Source organism: Micromonospora sp. WMMA2032 (genome assembly GCF_002688545.1).
Classification (GTDB): Bacteria; Actinomycetota; Actinomycetes; order Mycobacteriales; family Micromonosporaceae; genus Micromonospora; species Micromonospora sediminicola.
Genome location: NZ_CP024052.1, coordinates 2028564 through 2053826, shown reverse-complemented (window position 1 = coordinate 2053826; position 25263 = coordinate 2028564). Strand labels below are relative to the sequence as shown.

At 74.0% G+C, this 25263-nt stretch carries 23 protein-coding genes; 11 read left to right on the top strand and 12 right to left on the bottom strand.

What is annotated here, in order from left to right; translation table 11 throughout:
• Nucleotides 1-77 precede the first annotated feature (77 nt).
• On the top strand, nucleotides 78-1709 hold the full coding sequence (locus tag CO540_RS08910; protein ID WP_157779085.1) for a D-glucuronyl C5-epimerase family protein: 1632 nt from the start codon (nucleotides 78-80) through the stop codon (nucleotides 1707-1709).
• Between the two features lie 18 nt (nucleotides 1710-1727).
• On the opposite strand, the gene hrpA is transcribed toward CO540_RS08910, so the two are convergent.
• Complete coding sequence (gene hrpA / locus CO540_RS08905) at nucleotides 1728-5723, bottom strand: ATP-dependent RNA helicase HrpA (protein ID WP_099161655.1); 3996 nt, start codon at nucleotides 5721-5723, stop codon at nucleotides 1728-1730.
• A gap of 127 nt (nucleotides 5724-5850) precedes the next feature.
• Between hrpA and CO540_RS08900 the strand changes: the two genes are divergently transcribed.
• Nucleotides 5851-6327: a cytidine deaminase gene (locus CO540_RS08900; protein ID WP_091578461.1), complete on the top strand. Its 477-nt coding sequence runs from the start codon at nucleotides 5851-5853 to the stop codon at nucleotides 6325-6327.
• Between the two features lie 4 nt (nucleotides 6328-6331).
• Here the strand turns inward: CO540_RS08900 and CO540_RS08895 are convergent, their stop codons facing one another.
• A complete protein-coding gene (locus CO540_RS08895; protein ID WP_099161654.1) occupies nucleotides 6332-6691 on the bottom strand; it encodes a YciI family protein in 360 nt (119 codons plus the stop codon).
• 4 nt (nucleotides 6692-6695) lie between these two features.
• Nucleotides 6696-7628, bottom strand: a complete 933-nt coding sequence (locus CO540_RS08890) for a MerR family transcriptional regulator (RefSeq protein ID WP_099161653.1) — start codon at nucleotides 7626-7628, stop codon at nucleotides 6696-6698.
• Between the two features lie 119 nt (nucleotides 7629-7747).
• Here CO540_RS08890 and CO540_RS08885 point away from each other — a divergent pair, with 119 nt between their 5' ends.
• The 4 genes from CO540_RS08885 (at nucleotide 7748) to CO540_RS08870 (ending at nucleotide 11758) form a co-directional block, all read left to right on the top strand.
• Complete coding sequence (locus CO540_RS08885; RefSeq protein WP_091578453.1) at nucleotides 7748-8794, top strand: iron ABC transporter permease; 1047 nt, start codon at nucleotides 7748-7750, stop codon at nucleotides 8792-8794.
• A gap of 86 nt (nucleotides 8795-8880) precedes the next feature.
• Nucleotides 8881-9936, top strand: coding sequence for an iron chelate uptake ABC transporter family permease subunit (locus CO540_RS08880; RefSeq protein ID WP_253866562.1), 1056 nt, complete (start codon nucleotides 8881-8883; stop codon nucleotides 9934-9936).
• Nucleotides 9933-10775, top strand: a complete 843-nt coding sequence (locus tag CO540_RS08875; RefSeq protein WP_099161652.1) for an ABC transporter ATP-binding protein — start codon at nucleotides 9933-9935, stop codon at nucleotides 10773-10775. Before CO540_RS08880 ends, CO540_RS08875 begins: the two co-directional genes overlap by 4 nt.
• Before the next feature lie 38 nt (nucleotides 10776-10813).
• Nucleotides 10814-11758 (top strand): ABC transporter substrate-binding protein, encoded by a 945-nt coding sequence (locus tag CO540_RS08870; RefSeq protein WP_099161651.1) that lies wholly within the window; start codon nucleotides 10814-10816, stop codon nucleotides 11756-11758.
• Nucleotides 11759-11816: 58 nt separating this feature from the next.
• Here CO540_RS08870 and CO540_RS08865 read toward each other — a convergent pair whose 3' ends face one another.
• From CO540_RS08865 to trmB, 4 genes are all read right to left on the bottom strand, one after another.
• Entirely contained in the window at nucleotides 11817-13115 is a 1299-nt protein-coding gene (locus CO540_RS08865; RefSeq protein WP_099161650.1) for an Nramp family divalent metal transporter, read from the bottom strand.
• A 105-nt stretch (nucleotides 13116-13220) separates the two neighbouring features.
• Nucleotides 13221-13868, bottom strand: a complete 648-nt coding sequence (locus tag CO540_RS08860) for a hypothetical protein (protein ID WP_099164670.1) — start codon at nucleotides 13866-13868, stop codon at nucleotides 13221-13223.
• Between the two features lie 119 nt (nucleotides 13869-13987).
• Nucleotides 13988-16492 carry an RNA helicase gene (locus tag CO540_RS08855; protein ID WP_099161649.1) on the bottom strand — a complete coding sequence of 835 codons (2505 nt, stop codon included), beginning with the start codon at nucleotides 16490-16492 and terminating at the stop codon, nucleotides 13988-13990.
• A 61-nt stretch (nucleotides 16493-16553) separates the two neighbouring features.
• On the bottom strand, nucleotides 16554-17240 hold the full coding sequence (trmB, locus tag CO540_RS08850; protein WP_099161648.1) for a tRNA (guanosine(46)-N7)-methyltransferase TrmB: 687 nt from the start codon (nucleotides 17238-17240) through the stop codon (nucleotides 16554-16556).
• Between the two features lie 90 nt (nucleotides 17241-17330).
• Between trmB and CO540_RS08845 the strand changes: the two genes are divergently transcribed.
• The gene (locus CO540_RS08845; protein WP_099161647.1) at nucleotides 17331-17915 is read left to right on the top strand and encodes a hypothetical protein; all 585 of its coding nucleotides are present in this window, start codon (nucleotides 17331-17333) and stop codon (nucleotides 17913-17915) included.
• A gap of 482 nt (nucleotides 17916-18397) precedes the next feature.
• Nucleotides 18398-18988 (top strand): class F sortase, encoded by a 591-nt coding sequence (locus CO540_RS30865; protein ID WP_371682295.1) that lies wholly within the window; start codon nucleotides 18398-18400, stop codon nucleotides 18986-18988.
• A 167-nt stretch (nucleotides 18989-19155) separates the two neighbouring features.
• Here CO540_RS30865 and CO540_RS08835 read toward each other — a convergent pair whose 3' ends face one another.
• The 3 genes from CO540_RS08835 to CO540_RS08825 are packed head-to-tail and all read right to left on the bottom strand — an operon-like array spanning nucleotide 19156 to nucleotide 21260.
• Nucleotides 19156-19476, bottom strand: coding sequence for an antibiotic biosynthesis monooxygenase (locus CO540_RS08835; RefSeq protein ID WP_099161645.1), 321 nt, complete (start codon nucleotides 19474-19476; stop codon nucleotides 19156-19158).
• A gap of 28 nt (nucleotides 19477-19504) precedes the next feature.
• Complete coding sequence (locus CO540_RS08830) at nucleotides 19505-20302, bottom strand: exodeoxyribonuclease III (protein WP_099161644.1); 798 nt, start codon at nucleotides 20300-20302, stop codon at nucleotides 19505-19507.
• Between the two features lie 37 nt (nucleotides 20303-20339).
• Nucleotides 20340-21260 (bottom strand): proteasome assembly chaperone family protein, encoded by a 921-nt coding sequence (locus tag CO540_RS08825; RefSeq protein WP_099161643.1) that lies wholly within the window; start codon nucleotides 21258-21260, stop codon nucleotides 20340-20342.
• A 484-nt stretch (nucleotides 21261-21744) separates the two neighbouring features.
• On the opposite strand from CO540_RS08825, the gene CO540_RS08820 reads away from it, so the two are divergent.
• From CO540_RS08820 to CO540_RS08815, 3 genes are all read left to right on the top strand, one after another.
• Entirely contained in the window at nucleotides 21745-22515 is a 771-nt protein-coding gene (locus CO540_RS08820) for a peptidase M23 (protein WP_253866560.1), read from the top strand.
• Nucleotides 22516-22607: 92 nt separating this feature from the next.
• Nucleotides 22608-22757, top strand: coding sequence for a hypothetical protein (locus CO540_RS30330; protein ID WP_172967812.1), 150 nt, complete (start codon nucleotides 22608-22610; stop codon nucleotides 22755-22757).
• Nucleotides 22758-22794: 37 nt separating this feature from the next.
• Entirely contained in the window at nucleotides 22795-23529 is a 735-nt protein-coding gene (locus CO540_RS08815; RefSeq protein WP_099161642.1) for an EcsC family protein, read from the top strand.
• Nucleotides 23530-23557: 28 nt separating this feature from the next.
• Here CO540_RS08815 and CO540_RS08810 read toward each other — a convergent pair whose 3' ends face one another.
• Together CO540_RS08810 and CO540_RS08805 are read right to left on the bottom strand one after the other, a co-directional pair.
• Nucleotides 23558-24400 (bottom strand): GDSL-type esterase/lipase family protein, encoded by an 843-nt coding sequence (locus CO540_RS08810; protein ID WP_099161641.1) that lies wholly within the window; start codon nucleotides 24398-24400, stop codon nucleotides 23558-23560.
• A 133-nt stretch (nucleotides 24401-24533) separates the two neighbouring features.
• Nucleotides 24534-25133 (bottom strand): antibiotic biosynthesis monooxygenase, encoded by a 600-nt coding sequence (locus CO540_RS08805; RefSeq protein ID WP_091578417.1) that lies wholly within the window; start codon nucleotides 25131-25133, stop codon nucleotides 24534-24536.
• Between the last annotated feature and the right edge of the window lie 130 nt (nucleotides 25134-25263).

Sequence of the window (25263 nt, the reverse complement as noted above, 5' to 3'; positions counted from 1 at the left end):
GGCCCAGCATGGGGAGGCAGGTGCCCAGCATGTGAAGGACACGGGAGGTTCGCATGCGCCACCATGATCCGTCGCCCTTGACGGTCCACGCCCCACCGTTGACCCGCCGCGCCCTGGTTGCCGGCTCCCTTGCGGCGGCCACCGCGCCGCTGCTCGTCGGCGCTCCGGCCCGGGGGGCCGCGCCGACGCCGCTGTGGCTCGGCGCAGCGGATCCCGGCGTCATCGACCCCGCCTACGAGATCGGCCCGCCCGTCCACGGCGAACCGTTGCCCGAACTGTCCGCCGTGCCGCCCCGCGACCTGGCCCGGCTGGCGCCTCGCGATCCGTCCACCCCGGGCGCCGGCCGGCTCGGTGGACCGACCCGCCGGTACGCCGGCACCGCGTCGGTGCCGTTCCAGTTCCGGTACGACGACTTCGAGATCCGGGAACTGCCGATCGGTATCGAGCCGTATCACATGACCTCGCCGGTCCCGCTCGTCGATCCCGGCGTGCACGACTCCACCGGGGTGCGCATGGTGCGCCTCGGCGGCCGGCTCTACGACCACCCGGTCGCGCAGGCGCAGTACGGGCTGCACCTGATGGAGGCCCACCGGATCACCGGAAACCAGGCGTACCTGGACCGGGCGCGACTGCAGGCGCAGCGACTGGTCGACCGCCGCCGGCTGCGCAGCGGGGCCTGGTTCTACCCGTACCCGTTCGACCACCGGCTGCACGGAGGCTCCGACCTCTACCCGGCACCGTGGTACTCCATGATGGCGCAGGGGCAGGCGCTGAGCCTGTTCACCCGGCTCTACCAGCGCACCGGCGAGACGAGGTGGAAGGGCGCCGCGGACGCCACGTTCGCCTCGTACCTGCTGCCTCCGGTGGCTGGTCAGCCCTGGGGTGTGTACGTGGTGGACGGTCTGCTGTGGCTGGAGGAGTACCCCCACCCGAAGGCGGTCCGCGGCGACCGCACCTACAACGGGCACATGTTCTCCGCGTACGGCCTCTACGACTACTGGGTGCTGACCCGCAACGCCGACGCCAAGCTGATGCTGCAGGGCGCGATCACCACCTACCGCGACGTGTGGGAGAAGATCCGGGTTCGGCACTGGCGCAGCCGCTACTGCCTGACCCACGGCATCGACGCCGGGCAGTACCACTCCACCCACATGTTCCAGTTCCTCCAGCAGTACGCCATCACCGGCGACACGTTCCTGGCCCAGCTCGCCGACCTCTGGTACACCGACTACCCGCCCTACGGGGTGAAGGGCACCGTCCGCTTCTCCTCCGGCACGCACACGGCGTACAAGTTCAACAGCGCGGGCACGGTGACCGCGCGGACGAAGATGACGCTGGCCCGGGCCAGCGCCGCGCCGTCCGGCGACCGGGTGAAGATCATGCGCCAGACCGGGATCTGGTACGCGATCACCGCCGGCACCCTGGCCGGCTACTACGTGCAGGAGTACTCGCCCTACCGGTACCAGGTCGGCATCTGTGCCGGCTTCGGCTACAAACTGCACCGGCCCGGCACGATAGCTGTCGACGCCCCGGCGGCGTACTCGATCGACGCCGCCGGGCTGATGAAGTCGGTGCCCACCACCTACCGGGTCGATGACCAGGTGGCCATCGACGGCCGCTCCGTGCTCAACGGCCGCGAACACGTCCGCCTCGTCGAGGGGCCGTACGCCGGGCGTTGGCTCGGCTTCGGCACGGTGATCCGCCGCTGACCGGGCCGCCGCGCCGGCTCAGCGGCCTTCGGCGTCGTCCATGGCGCGGTAGATGCGCTGTTCCGAGACGGGATAGGGGGTGCCGAGGGCCTGGGCGAAGACGTTCACCCGCAGCTCCTCGATCATCCAGCGGATCTGCCGCGCGGCCGTCGAGCCGCGTCGGGCCGGGGGCAGCGCCGCGAGCATGTCCTGGTACTCCTTCTGCACCACGGCGATCCGGTCCTGCTGGGACTTGTCCCGCTGTGGGTTGCCCGGCAGCCGCTCCATCCGGCGCTCGATCGCGGTCAGGTAGCGCAGCAGGTCGGGCAGGCGCGCGTAGCCGGCCTCGGTGACGAAGCCGGCGTGCACCAGGCCGCCGAGCTGCTGGCGGATGTCGGCCAGCGCGGCCACCACGGCCAGGTTGCGCGTCGCCCCGAGCCGCTGCTCGACCGCGTACGCGGCGGCGAGCACCTGCCGGACCCGGTTCATCACCTCGACCACGGTGTCGACCAGGTCGGCGCGGACCCGCTCGCGCAGGGCGGCGAAGCCGTCGGCGTCCCAGGCGGGGCCGCCCGCGTCCGCCATGAGCTTGTCGATGGCGGCGCCGGTGGCGTCCTCGATCAGCGCCGGCACCCCGCCGTGCGGGTTGCGGGACAGCGCCAGTTTCGCCTCGTTGCTCAGCCGGCCCTGGAGGAACTTCGCCGGGGACGGCAGCGTCAGCCGCAGCAGTCGCCGGGTGCCCGCCCAGTGCGCGGCCTCCTGCTCGCCGGGCGAGTCGAAGACCCTCACCCCGACGGTCGCGCCTTCGTCCACCAGCGCCGGGTACGCGGTCACCGCGAAGCCGGCGCGGACCTGCTCGACGGTGCGCGGCAGCGCGCCGATCGACCACTCGGTCAGCCCGCTGCGGGCCACGTCCGGCGCGGCGGCGGCGACCACCTGGCGTACCTTGGGCCGCAGTTCGCGTTGCAGCGCCGGCAGGTCCTTGCCCTCGGCGACCGGTTTGTCGTCGTCGCCGAGCACCCGGAAGGTGACCCGCAGGTGTGGCGGCAGCCGGCTCAGGTCCCACGCGTCCGGCGGGACGGTCACCCCGGTCATCCGGCGCAGCTGCCGGGTCAGCGCGGCCAGCAGCGGCTCCTCGCCCGGGGTGATCGCGGCGAGCGCGGCGCGGGCGTAGTCGGGCACCGGCACGAAGTTGCGCCGCACCGGCTTGGGCAGCGACCGGATCAGCGCGATGACCAGTTCCTCGCGCAGCCCCGGCACCTGCCAGTCGAAGCTCTCCGCCGGCACCTGGTTGAGCAGCGGCAGGGGGATGTCCACGGTGACGCCGTCGGTGGGCGCGGTCGGGTCGAACGTGTACGTCAGTGGCAGCGTGACGCCGTCGGCCCGCCACTCGTCCGGGTAGTCCTCCTCGTCCACGCCGCCCCGACCGTCGTTGACGAGCAGTTCGCGGGTGAACGTGAGCAGGTCCGGCTGCTCCCGGCGGGTCTTCTTCCACCAGGTGTCGAAGTGCCGGCCGGAGACCACGTCGGCGGGGATCCGCTGGTCGTAGAAGGCGAAGATGGTCTCGTCGTCGACCAGGATGTCGCGGCGCCGGGCCCGGTTCTCCAGCTCCTCGATCTCGGTGAGGAGCTTCTGGTTGTCCCGCCAGAACTGGTGGTGGGTCTGCCAGTCGCCCTCGACCAGGGCGTGCCGGATGAACAGCTCCCGGCTCAGCACCGGGTCGATCCGCCCGAAGTTCACCTTGCGGGAGGTGACGAGCGGGATGCCGTACAGCGTGACCTTCTCGTAGGCCATCACCGCGGCCTGCTTCTTCTCCCAGTGCGGCTCGCTGTAGCTCCGCTTGACCAGGTGCTGTGCGAGGGGCTCGACCCACTCCGGCTCGACCCGCCCGGCCACCCGCCCCCACAGCCGGGACGTCTCCACCAGCTCGGCGGCCATCACCCAGCGCGGCGGCTTCTTGAACAGCGCCGACCCGGGGAAGATGGCGAACTTCGCGCCCCGCGCGCCGAGGTACTCGTGCTTCTGGGCGTCCTTGAGGCCGAGGTGCGACAGCAGGCCGGGCAGCAGCGACTGGTGCACCTTCGGGGTGTCGATCTCCTCCGGCAGGTCGGCGCCGGCGCCGCGCCGGCCCTCACCCTTGTCCGAGGTACGCAGGACCTGACGCAGCTGGCTGACGATGTCCTGCCACTCGCGTACCCGAAGGTAGTTGAGGTATTCGGCCTTGCACATCCGGCGGAACGCGCTGGACGACAGCTCCCGCTGCTTCTCCCGCAGGTGGCGCCACAGGTTCAGGTACGCGACGAAGTCGGACTCCTTGTCGGCGAACCGGGCGTGCGCCTGGTCGGCCTGGGCCTGCTTGTCGGCCGGGCGCTCGCGTGGGTCCTGGATGGACAGCGCGGCGGCGATCACCACCACCTCGGTGGCGCAGCCGTTGCGCTCCCCTTCGAGCACCATCCGGGCCAGCCGGGGGTCGACCGGGAGCTGGGCCAGCCGCCGCCCCAGCGCGGTGAGCCGCTTCGCCGGGTCGGTCTCGGCCGGGTCGAGCGCGCCCAGCTCGTGCAGCAGGTTGACGCCGTCGGTGACGTTGCGCCGGTCCGGCGGGTCGATGAACGGGAAGGCGGCGACGTCGCCGAGCCCGATCGACGTCATCTGGAGGATGACCGAGGCCAGGTTGGTGCGCAGGATCTCCGGGTCGGTGAACTCGGGGCGGGAGGCGAAGTCCTGCTCGTCGTAGAGGCGGATGCAGATGCCGTCCGAGGTACGCCCGCAGCGGCCCTTACGCTGGTTGGCACTGGCCTGCGAGACCGGTTCGATCGGCAGCCGCTGCACCTTGAGCCGGCTGGAGTAGCGGGAGATCCGGGCCGTGCCGGGGTCGACCACGTACTTGATGCCGGGCACGGTCAGCGAGGTCTCCGCGACGTTCGTGGCCAGCACCACCCGGCGGTTGGAGTGCGCGGCGAAGACCCGGTGCTGCTCGGCGGTGGACAGCCGGGCGTACAGCGGCAGGATCTCGGTGCCGAGCAGCGACCGCTTCTTCTGGACCAGCTTGCCCAGCGCGTCGGCGGTGTCGCGGATCTCCCGCTCACCGCTGAGGAACACCAGGATGTCGCCGGGCCCCTCGGCGGCGAGTTCCTCGACCGCGTCGCCGATGGCCTGGATCTGGTCCCGGACGTTCTCCTCGTCGGCCTCGTCCTCCTCGTCGGCCTCGGTGACCTCGACCAGCGGCCGGTAGCGGACCTCCACGGGGTAGGTGCGCCCGGACACCTCGACCACGGGCGCCGGATTGCCGTCGGCGTCGGCGAAGTGCTTCGCGAACCGGTCGGTCTCGATCGTGGCCGAGGTGATGACCACCTTGAGGTCGGGCCGGCGGGGCAGGAGCTGCCTGAGATACCCGAGGATGAAGTCGATGTTGAGGCTGCGCTCGTGCGCCTCGTCGATGATCAGCGTGTCGTACTGCCGCAGCATCCGGTCGGTCTGCAACTCGGCCAGCAGGATGCCGTCGGTCATCAGCTTGACCAGGCTGTTGTCGCCCACCTGGTCGGTGAAGCGCACCTTGTAGCCGACCACGTCGCCCAGCTCGGTGCCGAGTTCGTCGGCGATCCGGTCGGCGACGGTGCGGGCCGCCAGCCGCCGGGGCTGGGTGTGCCCGATCAGCCCGGTGACCCCGCGCCCCAGCTCAAGACAGATCTTGGGCAGCTGGGTGGTCTTGCCGGAGCCGGTCTCGCCGGCCACGATCACCACCTGGTGGTCGCGGATCGCGGCGGCGATGTCGTCCCTGCGCTCGCTGACCGGCAGCTGCGGCGGATAGGTGATCGTCGGCACGGCCGCACGGCGCGCCTGGAGCCGCGCCTCGGCCCGGGTGACCTCGGTCGCGATCTCGGCCAGCGCCGCCTCCCGCCGCTGCGGGTCGCGCAGCCGCCGTACGCCGTCGAGCCGCCGCTGGAGCCGGCGCTGGTCGCGGAACATCAGGGGGGTGAGGCGACGGTGCAGGTCGCGAGCGGTCTCGGGGACGGCGGGTACGGCTGGATTCTGCATGACGTCGCCAAGGATAGGCAGCCGCGCGGCGTACCGCCCCCGGGTTACCGGCGGTGGGCGCGCCATCCCGGGTCGAGCGGTCGCCTCCGGATAGGGTTGCCGCCGACGCAGCCGACGAGGGGCGGGGATGATCATGCGGGACACCGACCGGGCGCTCGTGCAGGCCGCCACCGCCGTCGCGAAGCTCCGCTGCCGCAGCGACAACCACAGCGTCGCCGCCGCCGTGCGCAGCACCGACGGCCGCGTGTTCAGCGGCGTGAACGTCTACCACTTCACCGGCGGCCCGTGCGCCGAGGTGGTGGCGCTGGGCGCCGCCGCGACCCAGGGGGCCGGTGAGCTGGAGGCGATCGTCGCGGTGGGGGACCGGGGGCGCGGTGTCATCGCGCCGTGCGGGCGCTGCCGGCAGGTGCTGCTCGACTACTTCCCGTCGATCCGGGTGATCGTGGGGCCGCCGGACGGGCTGCGCGCCGTCCCGATCGCCGACCTGCTGCCCGAGACGTACGTCTGGGCCGACCAGCAGGTCGAGGTGCCGGCCGCCGTGCCGCGCACCGGGGTGTGGCCGATGCCGGTGGTGCCCGGCGTCCGCCAGTCCGCCGAGGACTGACCGGTCAGTCGCCGGCCGCGGCCTCCAGCATCGACCGGGGCACCGGCACCTGCTCGAAGCGGACCTGGCCCTCCGGCACCATCCAGCTCGTCACCCGCGCGACCAGACGCCCGGCGCTGACCGCCGGGTCGTTGGCGTAGAGGTGCCGGGCCGTGTCCGGATCCACCGACAGCACCACGAAGCCGCGGATCCGCTCGTCGTCGCCGTCGAGGAACGGCCCGGCCGCCAGGACCGCGCCCTGCTCCACCAGCCCGGCCTGGTGCGCCAGGTGCGCGTCCTGGATCCGGTCGAGGGCGTCCTGCGGCAGGTCGGGCGCGTCGTCCGGGCGGACCAGGAGCACCACGGTGTGCCTGTCGAATCGCATGCCCTCAGGGTAGGGGCTGCCGGGCGCGCAGCGCCCGGATCGACCAGTCCAGCACCGGCGCAAGGCTCTCGGCCGGCGGCCAGCCGTTGACCACGGAGAGCAGCTCCAGATAGCGCTCCCGGCGCGGGTCGTGCGCGGTCTCCAACCGCGTCAGCATCCGTCGGCGCAGGTCGGGGTCGTCCGGGCGGCCGCAGAGCCGCGCGTACCGGGCCGTCGCCCGGGAGAGGACCGGGTCGGCGTCGGGCGAGGCCGGGTCGACCCCGGCGGCCAGCGCCGGGGCCACCTCCTCCCGGACCACCGCGACCACGTCCCGGCGTACGCCCTCCGCGCCGGCCCGGTCGGCCGCGTGCTGCTCGGCCAGCCGCCGCAGCCCGGCCCGGAAGGAGGGGGTCAGCGTCAGCTCGGCCAACTCCACCCACGCCTCGATCTGGCCGTCGTCCGGGTCGTCGGGCAGCTCCGGGGTGAGCGACCGGCGGATCCCCGCGAACCCCGGGTCGGTCAGGTCGCCGAACGTGGCGTCGAGCAGGTCGTCGACCAGCCGTCGCCGCTCGCGCGCGGCCAGGCCGGCCAGCCGGTGCAGCAGGTCGGCCCGGTCCGGGGTGGCCCCCCGCCGGGCGATCACGGTCAACACCGCGCGGCGTGACCGCAGCAGGCGGATCTGGGCGGTCAACGCGTCTGCGTGCGCCGAGGCGACCTCGGGCAGGGTGATCTCCCGGGCCACCACCCGGCGCACGGTGGGCAGGTCCACGCCCAGCTCCCGCAACGTCCGCACCAGGTCGAGCCGGGTCACCGCCTCCGGGCCGTAGCGGCGGTGGCCGGTCGGCCCGCGGTCGGTGGGCGGCACGACGCCCCGGTCGGACCAGAACCGGATGGTCTTCACCGGCACCCCGGTCCGCCGGGCCAGGTCGCCGATCGAGTAGCGCTCGCCATCGTCCATGCCGCCCAGCCTCGCGCCTCCCCCCGGTGGAGGCGCAAGCCCATCGACACGTCCCGGTTAGGTCTGCCTTACCAGGTCAGTTAAGGTAAGGCGTACCTAATCCGAGAGGCGAACACCCCGTGACCACCGTCGCCGTCCGGCCCGCGCGGGCCGACGCCCCCGCCCGCCGCGGCGCCCCCCGCCGCGTCGCGGTCACCCTGGCGGCGGCGCTCCTGCTCCTCGTCGCCCTGCTGGCCAGCCTGGCGCTCGGCAGCCGCCACCTCCCGGTGGACCAGGTGTGGCACGCGCTGGTGGCCCCGGACGACGGCGACGCGACCACGGTGGTCCGCGAGCTGCGGCTGCCGCGTACCGCGTTGGGCCTGGTCGTCGGCCTGGCCCTGGCGCTGGCCGGCGTGCTGTTCCAGGCGGTCACCCGCAACCCGCTCGCCGAGCCGCGCATCCTCGGCGTCAGCGCCGGGGCCTCCTTCGGGGTGGTGCTGGCCATCGCCGTGTTCGGCGTGAGCACGCTCACCGGCTACGTCTGGTTCGGCATCGCCGGCGCGCTGCTCGCCGGGCTCCTCGTCTTCGCCGTCGCCAACCGCACCCGTGAGGGCGCCAGCCCGGTCACCCTCGCGCTGGTCGGCGCCGCGCTCGACGCCGGTCTCGGCGCGGTCGTGTACGCGCTGCTCAGCATCGACGCCCGCACGTTCGAGGAGTACCGCTTCTGGGTGGTCGGCGGGCTCACCGGGCGGGACGTGGGCGTGGCCGGGCAGGTGCTCCCGTTCGTGCTGGCCGGGGTGCTGCTCGCCGCGCTGGCCGCCCGTGGGCTGGACGCGCTCGCCCTCGGCGACGACGTCGCCCGCGGGCTGGGGCACCGGGTCGCCCTGGTCCGGCTGGCCGCCGGCGGGGGCGGTGTGCTGCTCACCGGCGCCGCGGTGGCCGCCGCCGGCCCGATCGCGTTCGTCGGGCTGGCCGTGCCGCACCTGGCCCGGGCGCTGGTCGGCGCCGACCACCGGTGGACGCTGCTGGTCGCCGCGCTGCTCGGTCCCGCCCTGGTGCTGGCCGCCGACGTGACCGGCCGCCTGGTCTCTCCGCCCGGCGAGATCCCCGCCGGCATCATCACCGCTCTCCTGGGCGCCCCCCTGCTGGCGATCCTGGTCCGCCGCGCCAAGGTCGTGACCGCATGACCGCCCCCCACCCCCGCCCCCCTCTCCGCGATCTTGCGGTTGCTGCCCCGGCAGATCGGACGAAAGCCGCGTATCGCGGGCCGCAAGTGCAAGATCGCGCGGCGCCGGCGCCGGCGCCGGCGGGGCGCGGGCTGCTGCGGGTGGGGGCGGTGGCGGTGCCGTTCCGGTGGCGGCCGGTGGTGGTGGCGGGGGTGCTTCTCGTGCTGCTCGGCGGCGCGGTGGTGCTGAGTCTGTCGCTGGGGACGCCGTACGTGGCGCCGGGCGACGTGGTCCGGTCGCTGTCCGGTGCGGGCACCCCGTACGACCTCGTGGTGCGCGACCTGCGACTGCCCCGCGCGGTGCTCGCGGCCCTGGCCGGCGCGGCGTTCGGCGTGGCCGGCACCCTGATCCAGAGCGTGGCCCGCAACCCGCTGGCCAGCCCCGACGTCATCGGCGTCACCCAGGGCGCCGGGCTGGCCGCCACCGTGGCGCTGACCGGCGGGGCGGCGGCGGTCCTGGTGGCCCCGGCGGCGCTGGTCGGCGGGCTGGCCGCGGCGGTCCTGGTGTTCGCGCTCGGCGCCCGGCACGGCCTGGCCGCGCAGCGGTTCGTGCTGGCCGGCGTGGCGGTGGCGTTCGCGTTCCGGGCGCTCACCGAGGTGGTGATGCTCACCGCCGACCCGATCGACGGCCTGCGCGCCCAGCTCTGGCTGATCGGCACGCTGGCCGGCAAGGGCTGGACCGAGGCCGGCTGGATCGCCGGCACTCTCCTGGTGCTGCTGCCGGTGCTGCTCTGGGCCGGCTGGGCGCTGCGCAGCTCGGCCCTGGACGACGACACCGCGCGGGGGATCGGGCTGCGCCCGGTGGCCCGCCGGATCGGGCTGGCCGGCACCGGCGTGCTGGCCGCCGCCGCCGTCACCGCGCAGGTCGGCGCCGTGGACTTCGTGGCGCTGGTCGCCCCGCAGGTGGCCCGCCGGCTGGTCCGCGCGGAACGGCCGCCGCTGCTGTGCGCCGCCCTGCTGGGCGCGTTGCTGCTGGTCCTCGCCGACCTGGCCGGGCGCCGGCTGTTCGCGCCCACCCAACTGCCGGCCGGCGTGCTGACCGCGGCCATCGGCGGACCGTACCTGATCTTCGTGCTGCTGCGCACCCGAGGGAGGCGGTCGTGACCGCGCTGCTGTCCACCCGCGACCTGGTCGTCGGCTACGAGGGTCGGACCGTGCTGGACGGGCTGGAGCTCGACCTGCCGGCCGACGCGTTCACGGTGATCGTCGGGCCGAACGCCTGCGGCAAGTCGACCCTGCTGCGCACCATGGCCCGGCTGCTCACGCCGCGCCGCGGCGCGGTGCTGCTCGACGGAGCGGCGATCCGCGACCTGCCCACCCGGGACGTGGCCCGGCGGCTCGGCGTGCTGCCGCAGAGCCCGCTGGTGCCCGAAGGGATCACCGTGGCCGACCTGGTCGGGCGCGGCCGGCAGCCGTACCAGCGGTGGTGGCGGCAGTGGTCGACCGAGGACGGCCGGGCCGTCGACGAGGCGATGCGCCTGGCCGACGTGACCGGGCTCGCGGACCGCCCGGTGGACACGCTCTCCGGTGGCCAGCGCCAGCGGGTCTGGATCGCGATGGCCCTGGCCCAGGACACCGACGCGCTGCTGCTGGACGAGCCGACCACCTTCCTCGACCTGGCCCACCAGGTGGAGGTGCTGGACCTGCTGCACCGGCTGCGCGCCGAGCGGGGCCGGACCGTGGTGGCCGTGCTGCACGACCTCAACCAGGCCGCCCGGTACGCGGACCACCTGGTCGCCATGCGCGACGGCGCGGTGGTGGCCGCCGGCCCGCCGCGCGAGATCCTCACCGCCGACCTGGTCCGCGACGTCTTCGGGCTCGACTGCGTGGTCGTGCCCTGCCCGGTCACCGGCGCCCCGCTGGTGGTGCCCGCCCTCACCCAGACCTCGGCCGCTCCGGCCGGCACGCCGGCCGCGGCCGGCGCCCCCGTCGGCGACGCCTGAGCGCGCCGGCCCGCACCCGCACCACGGAAAGGAACCTGATGCGTCGTCTCGCCGCCGCACTCACCGCCGCCCTCGCCCTCGGGGTGGGCCTCACCGCCTGCGGGGAGAGCGACCCCGTCGCCGGCACCGGCTCCGGGGAGACCCGGGAGATCACCCACGCCATGGGCACCACCAAGGTGCCCGCCGAGCCCAAGCGCGTGGTGGTGCTCGACACCGACAAGATCGACACCGCGCTGTCCCTGGGCGTCACCCCGGTCGGCGCGGCCACCGCCGGTGAGGCGAAGAGCTGGCCCACCTACTTCGGCGCGGACAAGCTCGCCGGCATCAAGGAGGTCGGGGTGCTCACCGAGCCCGACCTGGAGGCGATCAACGCGCTCAAGCCGGACCTGATCCTCGGCAGCAAGTTCCGCCAGGAGAAGTTCTACGACGAGCTGTCCGCCATCGCCCCGACCGTGTTCACCGAGAAGGTGGGCATCACCTGGAAGGAGAACTTCCTCCTCGACGGCCAGGCCCTCGGCCGGGAGCAGCAGGCAAAGGACCTGCTGGCCACGTACGAGAAGCGGGCGAAGGACTTCGGCGCGACGCTCGGCGACGCCCCGTCGCGGAAGATCTCCATCGTGCGCTTCATCCCGGGCAACATCCGGGTGTACGGCCCGGACTCGTTCTCCGGCATCGTGGTCGGCGACACCGGCCTCGGCCGTCCGCAGCGTCAGCTGCTGGAGGGCAAGGAGGACCGGCGCTTCGACCTGGTCAGCGCCGAGCGGGTGAACGAGGTCGACGGCGACGTGGTGTTCGTGACCGCGTACGGCGAGAAGGCCGCCGCCGAGCAGGCCAAGGTCACCACCGGCAGCCTCTGGCAGGGCCTGTCCGCGGTCAAGGCGGGCAAGGCGCACGTGGTCTCCGACGAGGTGTGGATGACCGGCATCGGCGTCGGCGCCGCCAACAAGATCCTGGACGACCTGGAGAAGTACCTGGCCGCCTGAGGACCTCGCACCACCACCGCGCCCGCCCGGGATCCGTCCCGGGCGGGCGCGGTCGCGTTCAGGCGACCAGCTGCCAGAGCAGGAACGCGTTGAGCGCCACCACGAGCGCGGTGATCAGCACCGCGACGGCCGTGGTGGCCGGGCGGTTGACCAGGCTGCCCATCAGGTCGCGGCGGCGGGTGAAGGCCACCACCGGAATCAGCGCGAACGGGATGCCGAAGCTCAGCACCACCTGGGACAGCACCAGCGCCCGGGTCGGGTCGACGCCGATCGCGAGCACGGCCAGCGCGGGCAGCAGCGTCACCGTCCGGCGCACCAGCAGCGGGATCCGGCGGCGCAGGAAACCCTGCATGATCACCTCCCCGGCGTACGTCCCGACGCTGGTCGAGGCGAGGCCGGACAGCAGCAGGGCCACGGCGAAGCCGACCGCCGCGGTGGCACCGAGCGTGCCGGCCAGCCCGGCGTGCACGCCCTCCAGCGTGTCGGTGCCGGGAATGCCGCTGCCGTGGAAGCTGGTGGCCGCGACCAGCAGCATGGCCAGGTTGACCCCGCCGGCGATACCGAGCGCGACCAGCACGTCGATGCGCAGGCCCCGCGCCACCGTCCGCCGTTCCGCCTCGCCGCTGGTGGGGATGCGGTTCGGGGTCAGCGCCGAGTGCACGTAGATCACGTGCGGCATCACGGTCGCGCCGAGGATGCCGGCGGCGAGCAGCATGCTGTCGGTGCCCGCCGTCCGGGGCAGCAGCCCGCCGGCGGTGGCGGACAGGTCCGGCCCGGCGGTGACCAGGTTGACCGCGAACGCCAGCACGATCACGCCGAGCAGCACCGCGATGGCGATCTCGAACGTGCGGAAGCCCCGGGACCGCAGCGCCAGTACGGCGAACGCGGCGGTGCCGACGATCACGCCGCCGGGCAGCAGCGGGATGCCGAAGAGCAGGTGCAGCGCCACCGCGCCGCCGATCACCTCGGCCAGGTCGGTGGCCATGGCGACCAGCTCAGCCTGGGCCCACATGGCCCGGTTGAGCGGCCGGGGCAGGTGGTCCCGGCACAGCTCGGGCAGGCTGCGCCCGGTGGCCAGGCCGAGCTTGGCGGTGAGCGTCTGCACCAGCATGGCGGCCAGGTTCGCCGCCACGACGACCCACACCAGCAGGTAGCCGTAGCGGGCGCCGGCGGTGGAGTTGGTGGCGAAGTTGCCCGGGTCGACGTAGGCGACCGCGGCCACGAACGCCGGCCCGAGCAGGATGAGACGGCCGCGCGTGGCCGATGGTCGCGACGGCAGATCCTGCGCGGGGCCCCGCGGCGCGCGGCGCACCGGCGGAGCCGGCAGCCGCCGCGGAAGACGATCGGGCAGTGTCATGAGCCGAGCTTCGCGACCCTGCCTCGCGAATGCCCCAGATATTCCCGAAAGGGGAGCAACGGGGCGGCCACTCGGAGGGGTGGCCGCCCCGTCGGGGACCGTCGATCAGGCGGCGGTGGACCAGATGGCCCGGAACGCGGCGGCCTCGCCGGCCAGCCACTGCTCGATCTGCTCGGGCTTGACGTCGGTGGGCATCCGGTGCGCCTCGCCACGACGCACGTCGACCAGCACCGGCTCGGCGTGCGGCAGCACCGCGTCCATGTGCCGGGCCATCAGGTGCAGCGTGGCCAGCGTCGCCTCCTCACTCGGCGGCGCCTCGTCGAAGTGCAGCCGGACCGCCTCGGCCCGGCCGCCGGCGAAGCGTACGCCGAACTGGGGGTTGATCTTGACGGGTAGGTCGCCCAGCATGGCCAGGGCGTCGCGGGTCTGGGCCAGGTCGACGCCGGCCGGCTCGCCGAGCGAGTGCAGCCAGCGGGTCGCGCCGGGCGTGAGCGCCTCGTAGAGCGGGCGCCAGCGCGGCTTGACCAGGTCGGCCACCTGGGCGAGGTGGGTGCCGCCGGTGTGGAACGCGACGTCGGCCTTGAGTGCCTTGACGAACTGGCCGTGCGGATTGAACCCGTGCCGGCTCGCTCGCTGGCGACGCAGGCCGCCGACGAAGGTGGCCTTGGTGGGGCCGGTGCGGTCCACGTAGCGGGTGAACCCGAGGAGGGTGGCGTAGGGGGTGACAGGGGCGGCGGAGGTGGGCGCGGTCACGAGCATCCTCCCAGGTCAACAGCTCGATTAGTACATACATTCTAATCGACGGGGCTGACATCGCCCAGGGTACGAAAAGGGCCGCCCGGACATCCCGGGCGGCCCTTTTTCGCGGAGTTCTACAGTTGCCCGACGTCGGTGATCCGGACCACCGCCGCACCGGTCTCGTCCGAGGCGGCGAGGTCGATCTCGGCGCTGATGCCCCAGTCGTGGTCGCCGTCCGGGTCGTCCAGGATCTGCCGCACGGTCCACCGCTCGCGGCCCTGCTCGATCATGAGCAGCGCCGGCCCGCGGGCGTCCGGCCCCACCCCGATCCCGTCGTACGTCTCGAAGTACGGCTCCAGCGCGTCGGCCCAGGCGTCGGCGTTCCAGCCGTCGCCCGCGTCCAGCTCGCCGAGCAGGTCCCAGCGGCGCAGCGCGGCCAGCTCGACGCGACGGAACATCGCGTTGCGCACCAGCACCCGGAACGCCCGGGCGTTGCGGGTGACCGCCGGCGGCCGGTCGTCCAGCGAGGCGGCCACCTCGGCCACGTCGGACGGGTTGCGCAGCCGCTCCCACTCGTCGATCAGGCTGGAGTCGACCTGGCGCACCAGCTCACCCAGCCACTCGATGAGGTCGACCAGCTCCTCGGTCTTGGCGTCCTCCGGCACGGTCTGCCGCAGCGTCTTGTACGCGTCGGCGAGGTAGCGCAGGACGAGGCCCTCGGACCGGGACAGGCCGTAGAACTGGACGTACTCGGGGAACGTCATGGCCCGCTCGTACATGTCCCGGACCACGGACTTGGGGGAGAGCTGGTGGTCGGCGACCCAGGGGTGGCCCTGCCGGTACATCTCGTACGCGGCCTCCAGCAGCTCGGCCAGGGGCTTGGGCCAGGTCACCTCGTCGAGCAGTTCGAGGCGGGCCTCGTACTCGATGCCCTCGGCCTTCATCGCGGCGACCGCCTCGCCACGGGCCTTGAACTGCTGCGCGGAGAGGATCTGCCGCGGGTCGTCGAGGATCGCCTCGATCACGCTGAGCACGTCCAGCGCGTACGACGGGGACTCCCGGTCGAGCAGCTCGACGGTGGCCAGCGCGAGCGGCGACAGCGGCTGGTTGAGCGCGAAGTCGAGCTGGAGGTCGACGGTGAGCCGCACCCGCCGGCCGGTCTCGTCCGGCTCGGGCAGCTCCTCGACCACGCCGCCGGCCCGCAGCGCCCGGTAGATGGCGATGGCGCGGCGGATGTGCCGGCGCTGGGCGGCCGGGTCCTCGTGGTTGTCGGTGAGCAGGTGCCGCATCGAGGCGAACGCGTCGCCGGGGCGGCCGATCACGTTGAGCAGCATCGAGTGGCTGACCTGGAAGCTGGACGTCAGCGGCTCCGGCTCGGCCTCGACCAGGCGCTGGAACGTCGGCTCGCCCCAGCCGATCGAGCCCTCCGGCGGCTTCTTCTTCACCACCTTGCGGCGCTTCTTCGGGTCGTCGCCGGCCTTGGCGAGCGCCTTCTCGTTCTCGATCACGTGCTCGGGCGCCTGCACCACCACCCGGCCCAGCGTGTCGAACCCGGCCCGCCCGGCCCGACCGGCGATCTGGTGGAACTCGCGGGCCTTGAGCAGGCGCGTCCGCACCCCGTCGTACTTCGACAGGCCGGTGAAGAGCACCGTACGGATCGGCACGTTGATGCCGACGCCGAGCGTGTCCGTGCCGCAGATGACCTTGAGCAGGCCGGCCTGGGCGAGCGTCTCCACCAGGCGGCGGTACTTCGGGAGCATGCCGGCATGGTGCACGCCGATGCCGTGGCGGACCAGCCGGGACAGCGTCTTGCCGAAGCCCGAGGTGAACCGGAAGTTGCCGATCGCCTGGGCGATCATGTCCTTCTCGGCGCGGGTGCAGACGTTCACGCTCATCAGCGCCTGCGCGCGTTCCAGCGCGGCGGCCTGGGTGAAGTGCACCACGTACACCGGGGCCTGCTTGGTCTCCAGCAGCTCCTCGAGGGTCTCGTGCAGCGGCGTGGTCGCGTACGAGAACAGGAGCGGGACCGGCCGCTCGGCCGAGCGGACGACGGCGGTCGGCCGGCCGGTGCGCCGGGTCAGGTCGTCGACGAAGCGGGTGGTGTCGCCGAGCGTGGCGGACATCAGCACGAACTGGGCCTGTGGCAGCTCGATCAGCGGCACCTGCCAGGCCCAGCCCCGGTCCGGCTCGGCGTAGAAGTGGAACTCGTCCATGATCACCTGGCCGACGTCGGCCCGGCGACCCTCGCGCAGCGCCAGGTTGGCCAGGATCTCCGCGGTGCAGCAGATGATCGGGGCGTCGGCGTTCACGCTGGCGTCGCCGGTGAGCATGCCGACGTTCTCCGCGCCGAACACCTCGCAGAGCGCGAAGAACTTCTCCGAGACCAGCGCCTTGATCGGCGCGGTGTAGAAGGTCGTCCGGTCGTCTGCGAGGGCCGCGAAGTGGGCCGCGATCGCCACCAGGCTCTTGCCCGAGCCGGTCGGCGTATTCATGATCACGTTCGCGCCGGAGACGATCTCGATGACCGCCTCCTCCTGGTGCGGATAGAGGTCGAGGCCGCGCTCGGACGCCCAGGAGGCGAACGCGTCGTAGAGGGTGTCGGGGTCGGCGGTCTTCGGCAGCGCGGCGGTGAGAGTCATGGCGGCTCCCATCGTGCCTGGATCACACCGCGCCGCGCCAACCGGGCTCAGTGCGACGAGTTCAGCGCCGCCGGTGGATCAGGTCGAAGACCTCCCGGCCGGCGGTCAGCGCGCGCCGCTCGAACTTCGTCACCGGCCGGTGCGCCGGACGCGGCGCGAAGTGGCCGTGCACGTCCACCAGCTCCGGGTCGGCGGTCAGCGTCGCGCGCATCGACTCGGCGTACTCGGCCCAGTCGGTGGCGCAGTGCAGCGTGCCGCCCGGCGCCAGCCGGGACCGCAGCAACGCCACGTGCGCCGGCGCGATGATCCGCCGCTTGTGGTGGCGGGTCTTCGGCCACGGGTCCGGGAAATAGACGTGCACCGCGTCCAGACACCCCTGCGGCATGGCCCGGACCAGGTCCAACGCGTCGCCCTCGGCCACCCGCACGTTGTCCAGGCCGTGCCGCTCGACCAGCTCCAGCAGGTTGGCGATTCCCGGCGTGTGGACCTCGACCGCCAGATAGTGTCGGTCCCGGTCGGCCGCCGCCATCGCGGCGGTGGCGTCGCCCATGCCGGAGCCGATCTCCAGCACCAGCGGCGCCCGCCGCCCGAACAGCGTCGTCGGATCGCACGGCCCGTCGAGGGCGGCGATCTGGAGGCCGTACGCGGGCCAGAGCCGGGTCAGCGCGTCGCGCTGCCGGTCGCTCATCCGCCCGCGACGCGGGTGGAAGGTCCGGATGCGGGCGGTGGCGGTGTCGGTGGTGGTCACAGCGACCCGAGCCTACGCGACCGGCGGCCCGGATCGGATGTGATGTGCGGCCGGGGGTGAGAAGATTCATCCCGTACGCCGGGAGGGTTCATGGGGTCAGTCAGGGGACGTGCGGCGCTGCTTGTCGCGGTCGCCGCGTGCGCCGCCCCGCTGGTCGGCGCGGCGCCCGCCCAGGCCGCGCCGCGCGCCGCCGAGCCGGTGCCGGGACAGCCGCCCCCGGCCGACGTGATCTTCGTCGAGGTGACACCCGGCACCGTCCAGCCGGGCTACCTGGTCGGCATCCGGGCGAGCTGCCGCGACAACTCGGTGCCCGCGATCGTGGTCTCGGACGCCTTCGGCCGGATCCAGGTGCAGCCGCAACGCGGCCTGCTCACCGCCTCGCCGATGGTCAACGAGCGCACCCGGCCCGGCAACTACCGGGTCAAGCTGGAGTGCCCGGGCGGGGAGACGGCGTCCACCATGCTCCAGGTGGTCAAGCGGGCCGAGCCCACCCACCGGCCCACGCACCAGCCCAGCCACGTCCCCAGCCGCGGCCCGGCGACCGGTTTCGGCGGCACCGCCGGCCCCGGCCTCGGCGGCCTGCTGGTGCCGATCGGGCTGGCCGTGACCATGGTCGGCGCCGGGCTCGGCGTGGCCGCGTCCCGCCGGCAGTCCCGCGGCGCCGCCGGGCGCTGAGTCCGATGGACGAGCACACCGTCCCGCCGCCCGGCCGCTCCCGGCTGTCCGGCTGGGCGCTGTTCGCCCTGCCGCCGGCCGCCGCGCCGCCCGCCACCGGCCCCCGTTCCGGCCCCGGTCCGTCCGCGGCCGGTCCCGGCCAGCCCGCCGGTGGCCCGGGCGCCGCCGGTGCCGGTCCGGCGGCCCCTGCGCGGCCGTGGAGTCCCCCGCCGGCCGCTTCACCGCCGTGGAACCGGCCCGCCGACGGGTCGCAGCCGTGGAATCCGCCACCGGCGAAAGCCCGACCGGGGCCCGCGCCGCTCGCCGGGCCGCGTCCCTGGACCCCACCGCCGGCCGACCCGCCGCCCGGACACGGCCGGCCCTCCGGCCCGCCGGTCTCCGGTGCGCCGGTCTCCGGCCCGCCGGTCTCCGGCCCGCCGGTCTCCGGTGCGCCGGCCCCGCCGCAGGGGCGGGACCGGGGTCGCGGTCCCTGGTCGAAGCCGCTGGCCGTGGTGCTGGTGCTGGTCGGCGTGTTCGCCACCGGCGCCGGTCTCGGCCGGACCGCCGGGCCGTTCGACTGGACCGACGCGTCGGCCGGTTCGAGCCAACCGCCGCCGCCCGCGCCGGCGCCGGTCCGGAAACCGGCCAGCCTGCCGGTCCGCCTGGCCGTGCCGGCCATCAAGGTCACCGCGCCGGTCACCCCGGTCGGCCAGGCGCGGGACGGTTCGGTGGACGTGCCGCCGCTGACCGAGCACAACCAGACCGGCTGGTACGACCGGGGCGCGGTCCCGGGCGAGCCGGGCCGGGCGATCATCGTCGGTCACGTCGACACCAAGAGCGGTCCGGCCGTGTTCTACCGGCTGCACAGCCTGAAGCCGGGCGCCCGGATCCAGGTGACCCGGTCGGACCGCACGGTGGTGACCTTCAAGGTCGACAGCGTCGAGTACTTCGACAAGGCGAACCTGCCGGCCGCCCGCGTCTACGGCGACTCCGGCCCGTCGGAGCTGCGCCTGATCACCTGCGGCGGGGAGTGGGTCGGCGGCCGCACCGGCTACGAGGACAACGTGATCGTCTTCGCCTCCCGCGTCCCCTGACCGCCTCGCCACCCGCAGCGGGTTTCCCGGCGGGACGACGGTGTGACCGAGCGCGATATACCGCCGAGTCATATTTATGACCAGGCGGTATATCGCTACGGAGTCGAACCGTCGGCGCAGCCCCATGTGGATCACCGGAGCCGGAGCGGTTGTCGTAGCTGGGTGAGTCAGTGGGTCGGGGGGACCTGGTGAACGACCTCGAACTCCAGGAGGGTGGCGCCGGTGGCGACCGGCTTGCGGGGCTCGGCGCCCTCGGGGGCGGCGTGCGCGGCCCGCGCCGGTCCCTGGGCCCAGGCCTGGTAGTCCTCCTCCGTCTCCCACCTCGTGTAGACGAAGTAGCGGCTTTCCCCGGCCACGGGGCGCAGCAGCTCGAAGCCCAGGAAACCGGGGGAGTTCTCCACCGCGCCCGCCCGGGCCGCGAACCGCTTCTCCAGCTCCGCGCCGGCGCCCGGCGGGACGTCGATCGCGTTGATCTTCACGACTGCCATGCGTCCACCCTAGCGAGCGGCCCGCCGGTCAGAACGCCTCGACCGCGGGCACCAGGTCGGCGTCGACCACGATCGGGGCGTGGTCGGAGGGGCCCTTGCCCTTGCGGGCCTCCCGGTCCACGTACGCCGAGCGGACCGTGCGGGCGAACGGCGCGGTCGCGTACACCAGGTCGATCCGCATGCCCTTGTTCTGGTGGAACATCCCGGCCCGGTAGTCCCAGTAGGTGAACGGGTGCGGGCCCTTCATCGGGGTCGGCACCACGTCCTCCAGGCCCAGGTCGCGCAGCGCCGCCAGGGCGGCCCGCTCGGCCGGCGTGACGTGGGTGGAGGTGGCGAACAGGGCCGGGTCCCACACGTCGGCGTCGGTCGGGGCGACGTTGAAGTCGCCGCAGACGGTGAGTGGGAGAGCGGCGGCCACCTCCGCCTCCAGGGCGTCGCGCAGCGCGGCGAACCAGGCCAGCTTGTACGCGTAGTGCGGGTCGTCCGGCGCGCGGCCGTTGGGCACGTACACCGACCAGACCCGCAGGCCGTCGCAGGTGGCGGAGATGGCTCGGGCCTCCGGCTCGGGGAACCCGGGCTCGCCGGGGAACCCGACCGCCACGTCGGCCAGCCCGACCCGGGACAGCACGGCCACCCCGTTCCACCGGCCGTCGCTGTGGCTGGCCACCTCGTAGCCCAGCTCGCCCACCTCGGCGACGGGGAACGCCCCGTCCGGGCACTTCGTCTCCTGGAGGCAGACGACGTCGGGCTTCGTGGTGGCCAGCCAGTTGAGCAGCCGGGGCAGGCGGGCCTTCACCGAGTTGACGTTCCAGGTCGCCAGGCGCATGTCCCCAGCCTGCCGCATCCCCGCCCGTCCCGCCGGGTCAGCGCTCCGGGGTGTCGCCCGGGTGGGTCTGCTCGGCGAGGAAGCGTTCCAGCTCGGCGCCCAGCTCGTCGGCCGTGGGCAGCGGCCCGGTTTCCGCGGCGAGCAGGCTCTTCTCGCCGCGGCCCCGGGCGAACGTGTCGTACTGCTCCTCGAGGGCCTGGACCAGCGTGGCGGCCTCCTCGGTCTGGGCGACCTGGCGGTCGATCTCCACCCGGACCACCTCGGCGGCGGTCCGCAGGCCGTCGCGGGGCAGCAGCAGGCCGGTGCCCCGGGACACGGCGGCGAGCAGCGCCTCGGCGGCGGCCGGGTACTCGGTCTGGGCGACGTAGTGCGGCACGTGTGCGGCGAAGCCGAGGGCGTCGAGGCCCTGCTCACCGAGGCGGTATTCCAGCAGGTGCCCGACGCTGGCCGGCACCTGCACCTTCTGCAACCACGGCTCGTGTCCGGAGATCAGCTCCGGCCGGGTGGCGTGCGCGGTGACGCCGCTGGGCCGGGTGTGCGGTACCGCCATCGGGATCGAGTTGAGCCCGACCGTGAGCCGGACGTCGAGGCGGGCCGACAGGCCGGCGACGGCGGCCACGAAGCGCTCCCACTGCAGGTCCGGCTCGGGGCCGGTGAGCAGGAGGAACGGCGTCTCGTCGTCGTCGTGCAGCAGGTGCAGCTCCAGCGCCGGGGCGTCGTAGTCGGCCCAGTGGTCCTCGACGAAGGTCATCACGGGCCGGCGGGAGCGGTAGTCGAAGAGCTGGTCGACGTCGAAGCGGGCGATCACCCGGGTGTCCAGCGAGGTGAGCAGCTGCTCCCGGGCCAGCCGGGAGGCGCTGCCGGCGTCGACGAAGCCGGTGAGCGCCTGGATCAGCACCGGCTGGCCGAGGTCGGGCAGCTCGTCGGTGAGTTCGTAGAGCTCGTGTGGGTCGAGCACCGGTGGGGTCCTCCCTGTCGACGCGTACGGAAGCGCCGCGCGCACGGCGCCCCCGGTTCGGCCAACGTACCGGGGGGTGTGGTCCATTCCGTTACGGACCGGTCCGCTGCCCGGTTGGTGATCACAATTCGGCCACGCCCCGGATCGGCCGGGCCACCGCCGTATCGTCCGAACGGACGAGTTAGTGGATCATCGGCCGGGAGGTGGGCGGCTGCGAAGTTCCTGCCCGCGCCGCCCGGGCGCTCGGCGGACCGGAGGTTGGTCCGGTTCGCCGGTTCTGACCCTGCCCGGGGGGTGGTGTGGGGCAATGTCGGGCAGGTCCGGACCAAAGTGTGGCGAGGGCCACCCGTTGGGCCTGGGTGATCCCGGTTTGCCCTGCCTAGCCTCGTCGGATGCGTGACGACGGCACCCTCGACGACCCGAACGGCCCCGGCCGCCCGGCTGACCGTTCGGACGATACCCCCTCGACCGATTCGACAACCGCTTGTCCGCCGGAGGCCACCGGCAGCTGGCGTACCCGTTTCCGGGCCCTGCGCACCCCCATGGCCCCCGGCCCGGCCGGACCAGGCTCGCGGTCGCCACCGGCGCGGTCTGCTGCCTCGGCCTGGTCGGCGTCAGCCAGGTGGGCTTCGGCGCCCCCGAGCGCGCCGCGTCCCCGGCCCCCACCGCCGAGGCCGCCGAGCGGGCGGCGGTGGACGCCGCCTCGCGCGGCATGGCCCGCCCGAGCACCGTGCCGACCACCCCGAGCGCCACCCCCTCCCCGACCGTCACGGCCAAGGCGAAGCCGAAGGCCAAGCCGAAGCCGAAGCCGCGGCGGATCGTCCCGGTCGCCGGCCTGACCCGCGCCCAGATGGACAACGCCACGCAGATCGTGCGGGCCGGCCGGGAGATGGGCGTGCCGCGCCGGGCGCTGGTCATCGCGGTGGCCACCGCCATGCAGGAGAGCACCCTGCTGAACTACGCCAGCGGTGTGCTGCCCGAGTCGCAGGAGTACCCGCACCAGGCCATCGGCTGGGACCACGACTCGGTCGGGCTGTTCCAGCAGCGGCCGAGCAGCGGCTGGGGCACCGTCGCCGAGCTGATGGACCCCGAGTACGCGACCAAGGCGTTCCTCTCCGCCCTGGAGGAGATCCCGGGCTGGCAGGACATGCCGCTCTCGGTCGCCGCCCAGGCGGTCCAGATCTCCGCGTTCCCCGACGCGTACGCGCAGCACGAGTGGCGGGCCGGCGAGGTGGTGGCGGAGATCCTGGGCTGACCGGTGTGGACGGTTGCCGGACGGCCGGTCCGGGTATCAGGGACTTGCCGGTTCCAGGTACACATGATGGGGACCGCGGACAGGAGGACGTCATGTCGCTGATGCAACGGATCACCGCCTTCCTGCGGTCGCCGCGCGGCCAGCAGCTGGTCGACCGCGGCCGGCGTGAGATGGCCAAGCCGGAGAACCAGGCCCGGCTGCGGCAGATCGCCACCCGGCTGTCGTCGAACCGCCGGCGCTGACCCGCCCGCCCCCGCCCGACGAGCCTCGGAGCCCCCCGTGACCGACCCCGCCCCCGTCGACGGGCAGCACGACCCCGCCCCGGTCCCACCGGTGGACGCGCCCGAGGCGCCCCCGGCCCCGCTCTGGGACCGGATGCGCGAGGACCCGCAGTACGCGCCGGAGCACCTGGCCCTGGAGGCGGTGCGCCGGCTCGGCCCGGAGGCCGCGCAGTGGGCCGCCCGGGAGCGGGCGCTGCGGCCGGACGTGCCGGCCGAGCACCTGGCCGACCAGGCGGTCCGCCGGTTCGTCAACCACGCCCGGCTCTCCGGCGCGGTCTCCGGCGCCGCCGGGCTGCCCGGCGCCGTCATCGACGTCGGCGTGCTGGCCTGGACCCAGGCCCGGCTGGTGCTGCACGTGGCCGCCGCCTACGGCGCCGACCCGACGCACACCGACCGGGCGACGGACCTGCTGGTGCTCCAGCGGGTGCACAAGGTCGCCGAGACCGCCCGGCTGGCGCTCGGCGTGGCCGCCGGCCGGGAGCGCGCCGGCGCGTTGTTCGGCTCGGCCGGCGACCGGGCGCTGGGCCGGGTGATGCTCCAGCTCGGGGTGCGGCTGGCCCGGATGGCCGGGGTGCGCGCCGCCAAGCGGATGTTCGCCAAGGTCGTCCCGGGCGCCGCCATCGTGCTCGGCACCTGGGCCAACTCCTCGGCCACCAGGGAACTCGCCGACCGGGCCCGGTCGCTCTACCGCGACGCCGGGCCCCGCCACCTGCCCGGCCCACGCCAACCCTGACCGACGGTCGGCCCGCCCGGCGGGCCGCTCAGTCGTTCCAGCGGGAGGCGTTCCAGGCCACCTCCGCCAGCCGGCCCTGCCCGGCGGCGTTGGGGTGGAACCAGTCCAGCGCGTTGACCTGGTCCAGGTCGAACCGGTGCCGGTGGACCGCGCCGCCGTCCCAGCGGCAGCGCGAACCGTAGGCCCGGCAGGCGGCGCGCAGCTGCGCGTCGTACGCTTCGAGGCGCTCCCGGACCCGGGCCCGGCGGGCGACCGCGGCGGGCGCGGTCGACGTGGCGTCGGCCAGCAGCGCCGGGCAGACGCCCCGGGACCAGGCCCGCACCGCGCGGGGCTCGGTGTGCCCGAGCTGCCAGAGCCGGTGCAGGTCCGGGATGCTGACCACCAGCACCCGCGCCTTCGGCCGGCCCTTGCGCAGCACGGCCAGCGCGGTGTCGACCTGGTTCCGGAAGGTGGCGGTCGGCGTCATCGCGTCGACGTCGTCCCGGCAGGCGTCGTTCGCCCCGATCAGCACGGTGACCAGGTCGGCCTTGTCGCGTACCGCGGCCCGGGCCTGGTCGGCCAGCCCGGCCGCGCGGGCGCCGGGCACCGCCCGGTTGTACGCCCGCAGCGCCGGCGCGTCCGCCCGCAGCCGCCGGTAGACGCTCTCCACCCGCAGGCTGTCCCCGGTCGACCAGGAGTTGCGTTCGCAGCTCACCAGCACCAGGCAGGAACCGAAGCCGGTGCTGATCGAGTCGCCGAGCGCGGTCAGCACCCGGGGGTCGCCGGGGCGGGGCGTGTCGGTCGGGCGGGGCGAGGCCGAGCCGGAGCCGTCGCAGGCCAGCGCGACCAGCGCCGCGAGGCAGGCCAGCGCGGCGATCCAACGTCGAGGCATTCAGGTCCCCCGTCCGGCGGCAGCAACGGGCCCGTCGACCCTATGCGCCTCGACCGTCCGTCCGGGAGCTCTGTCGCCTTTCTGCCATCGACGACCGTCGTTCACATCGGTGTGGTGCGACCCGATCGTGAAGTCACCGGCGCCACGGCGTGGGCAGGCCGTGCAGCCACCAGTGCAGCGCCCGGGTGATGCGCGGCAGCACCAGGTACGTCATCAACGGGGTCAGCACCAGCGTCATCAGCAGCGTCCGCCCGGCCAGCGGCACGTCGGCGAGGAACCGCGCGGTCAGCAGCGTGGCGGTGAGACTGAGCGGGAAGAACGCCAGCCAGATGGTGACCGCCTGCTTCCAGCGCGGCGGCGCGGCCGGCACGACGGGCTCGGCCTCGCCGAACGTCTCCACCACGTGGTCCACCGGCGGGTCGAACCAGCCCTCGATGCCGGTACGGCGTTCCACCCGGGTGTGCTCGACGATGCCCTGGGCCGAACTCAGCCACCAGTGCCGCTGCGGCGAGTCCTCCCAGCCGCGCAGCGTGTCGGCGTCGGCGAAGCGGTACATCACGTGCCACTCGGCGGAACCGGGCGCGCTGCGGACGAAGCCGGCGCCGAGGAAACCGGGGAAACTCTCCGCGAGCGCCGTGCCGGCCCGCATCCACGCCACCATCTCACCGGTCCGCGCCGGGTCGGCGCGCCGGGAGACCGCGACGGTCACGGGTACGGCCTGCGTCGTGGTCATGCCCATCCTCTCCACCGCCGCGGGATCTCCGTCGGTACCGGCAGACCGATGTAACGCACCCGCCCGGTGGCGCCATCCACCGCGTACCCGCCGCGTGTCCCGGATCACCGGCCCGGAAGCGCCACCACGC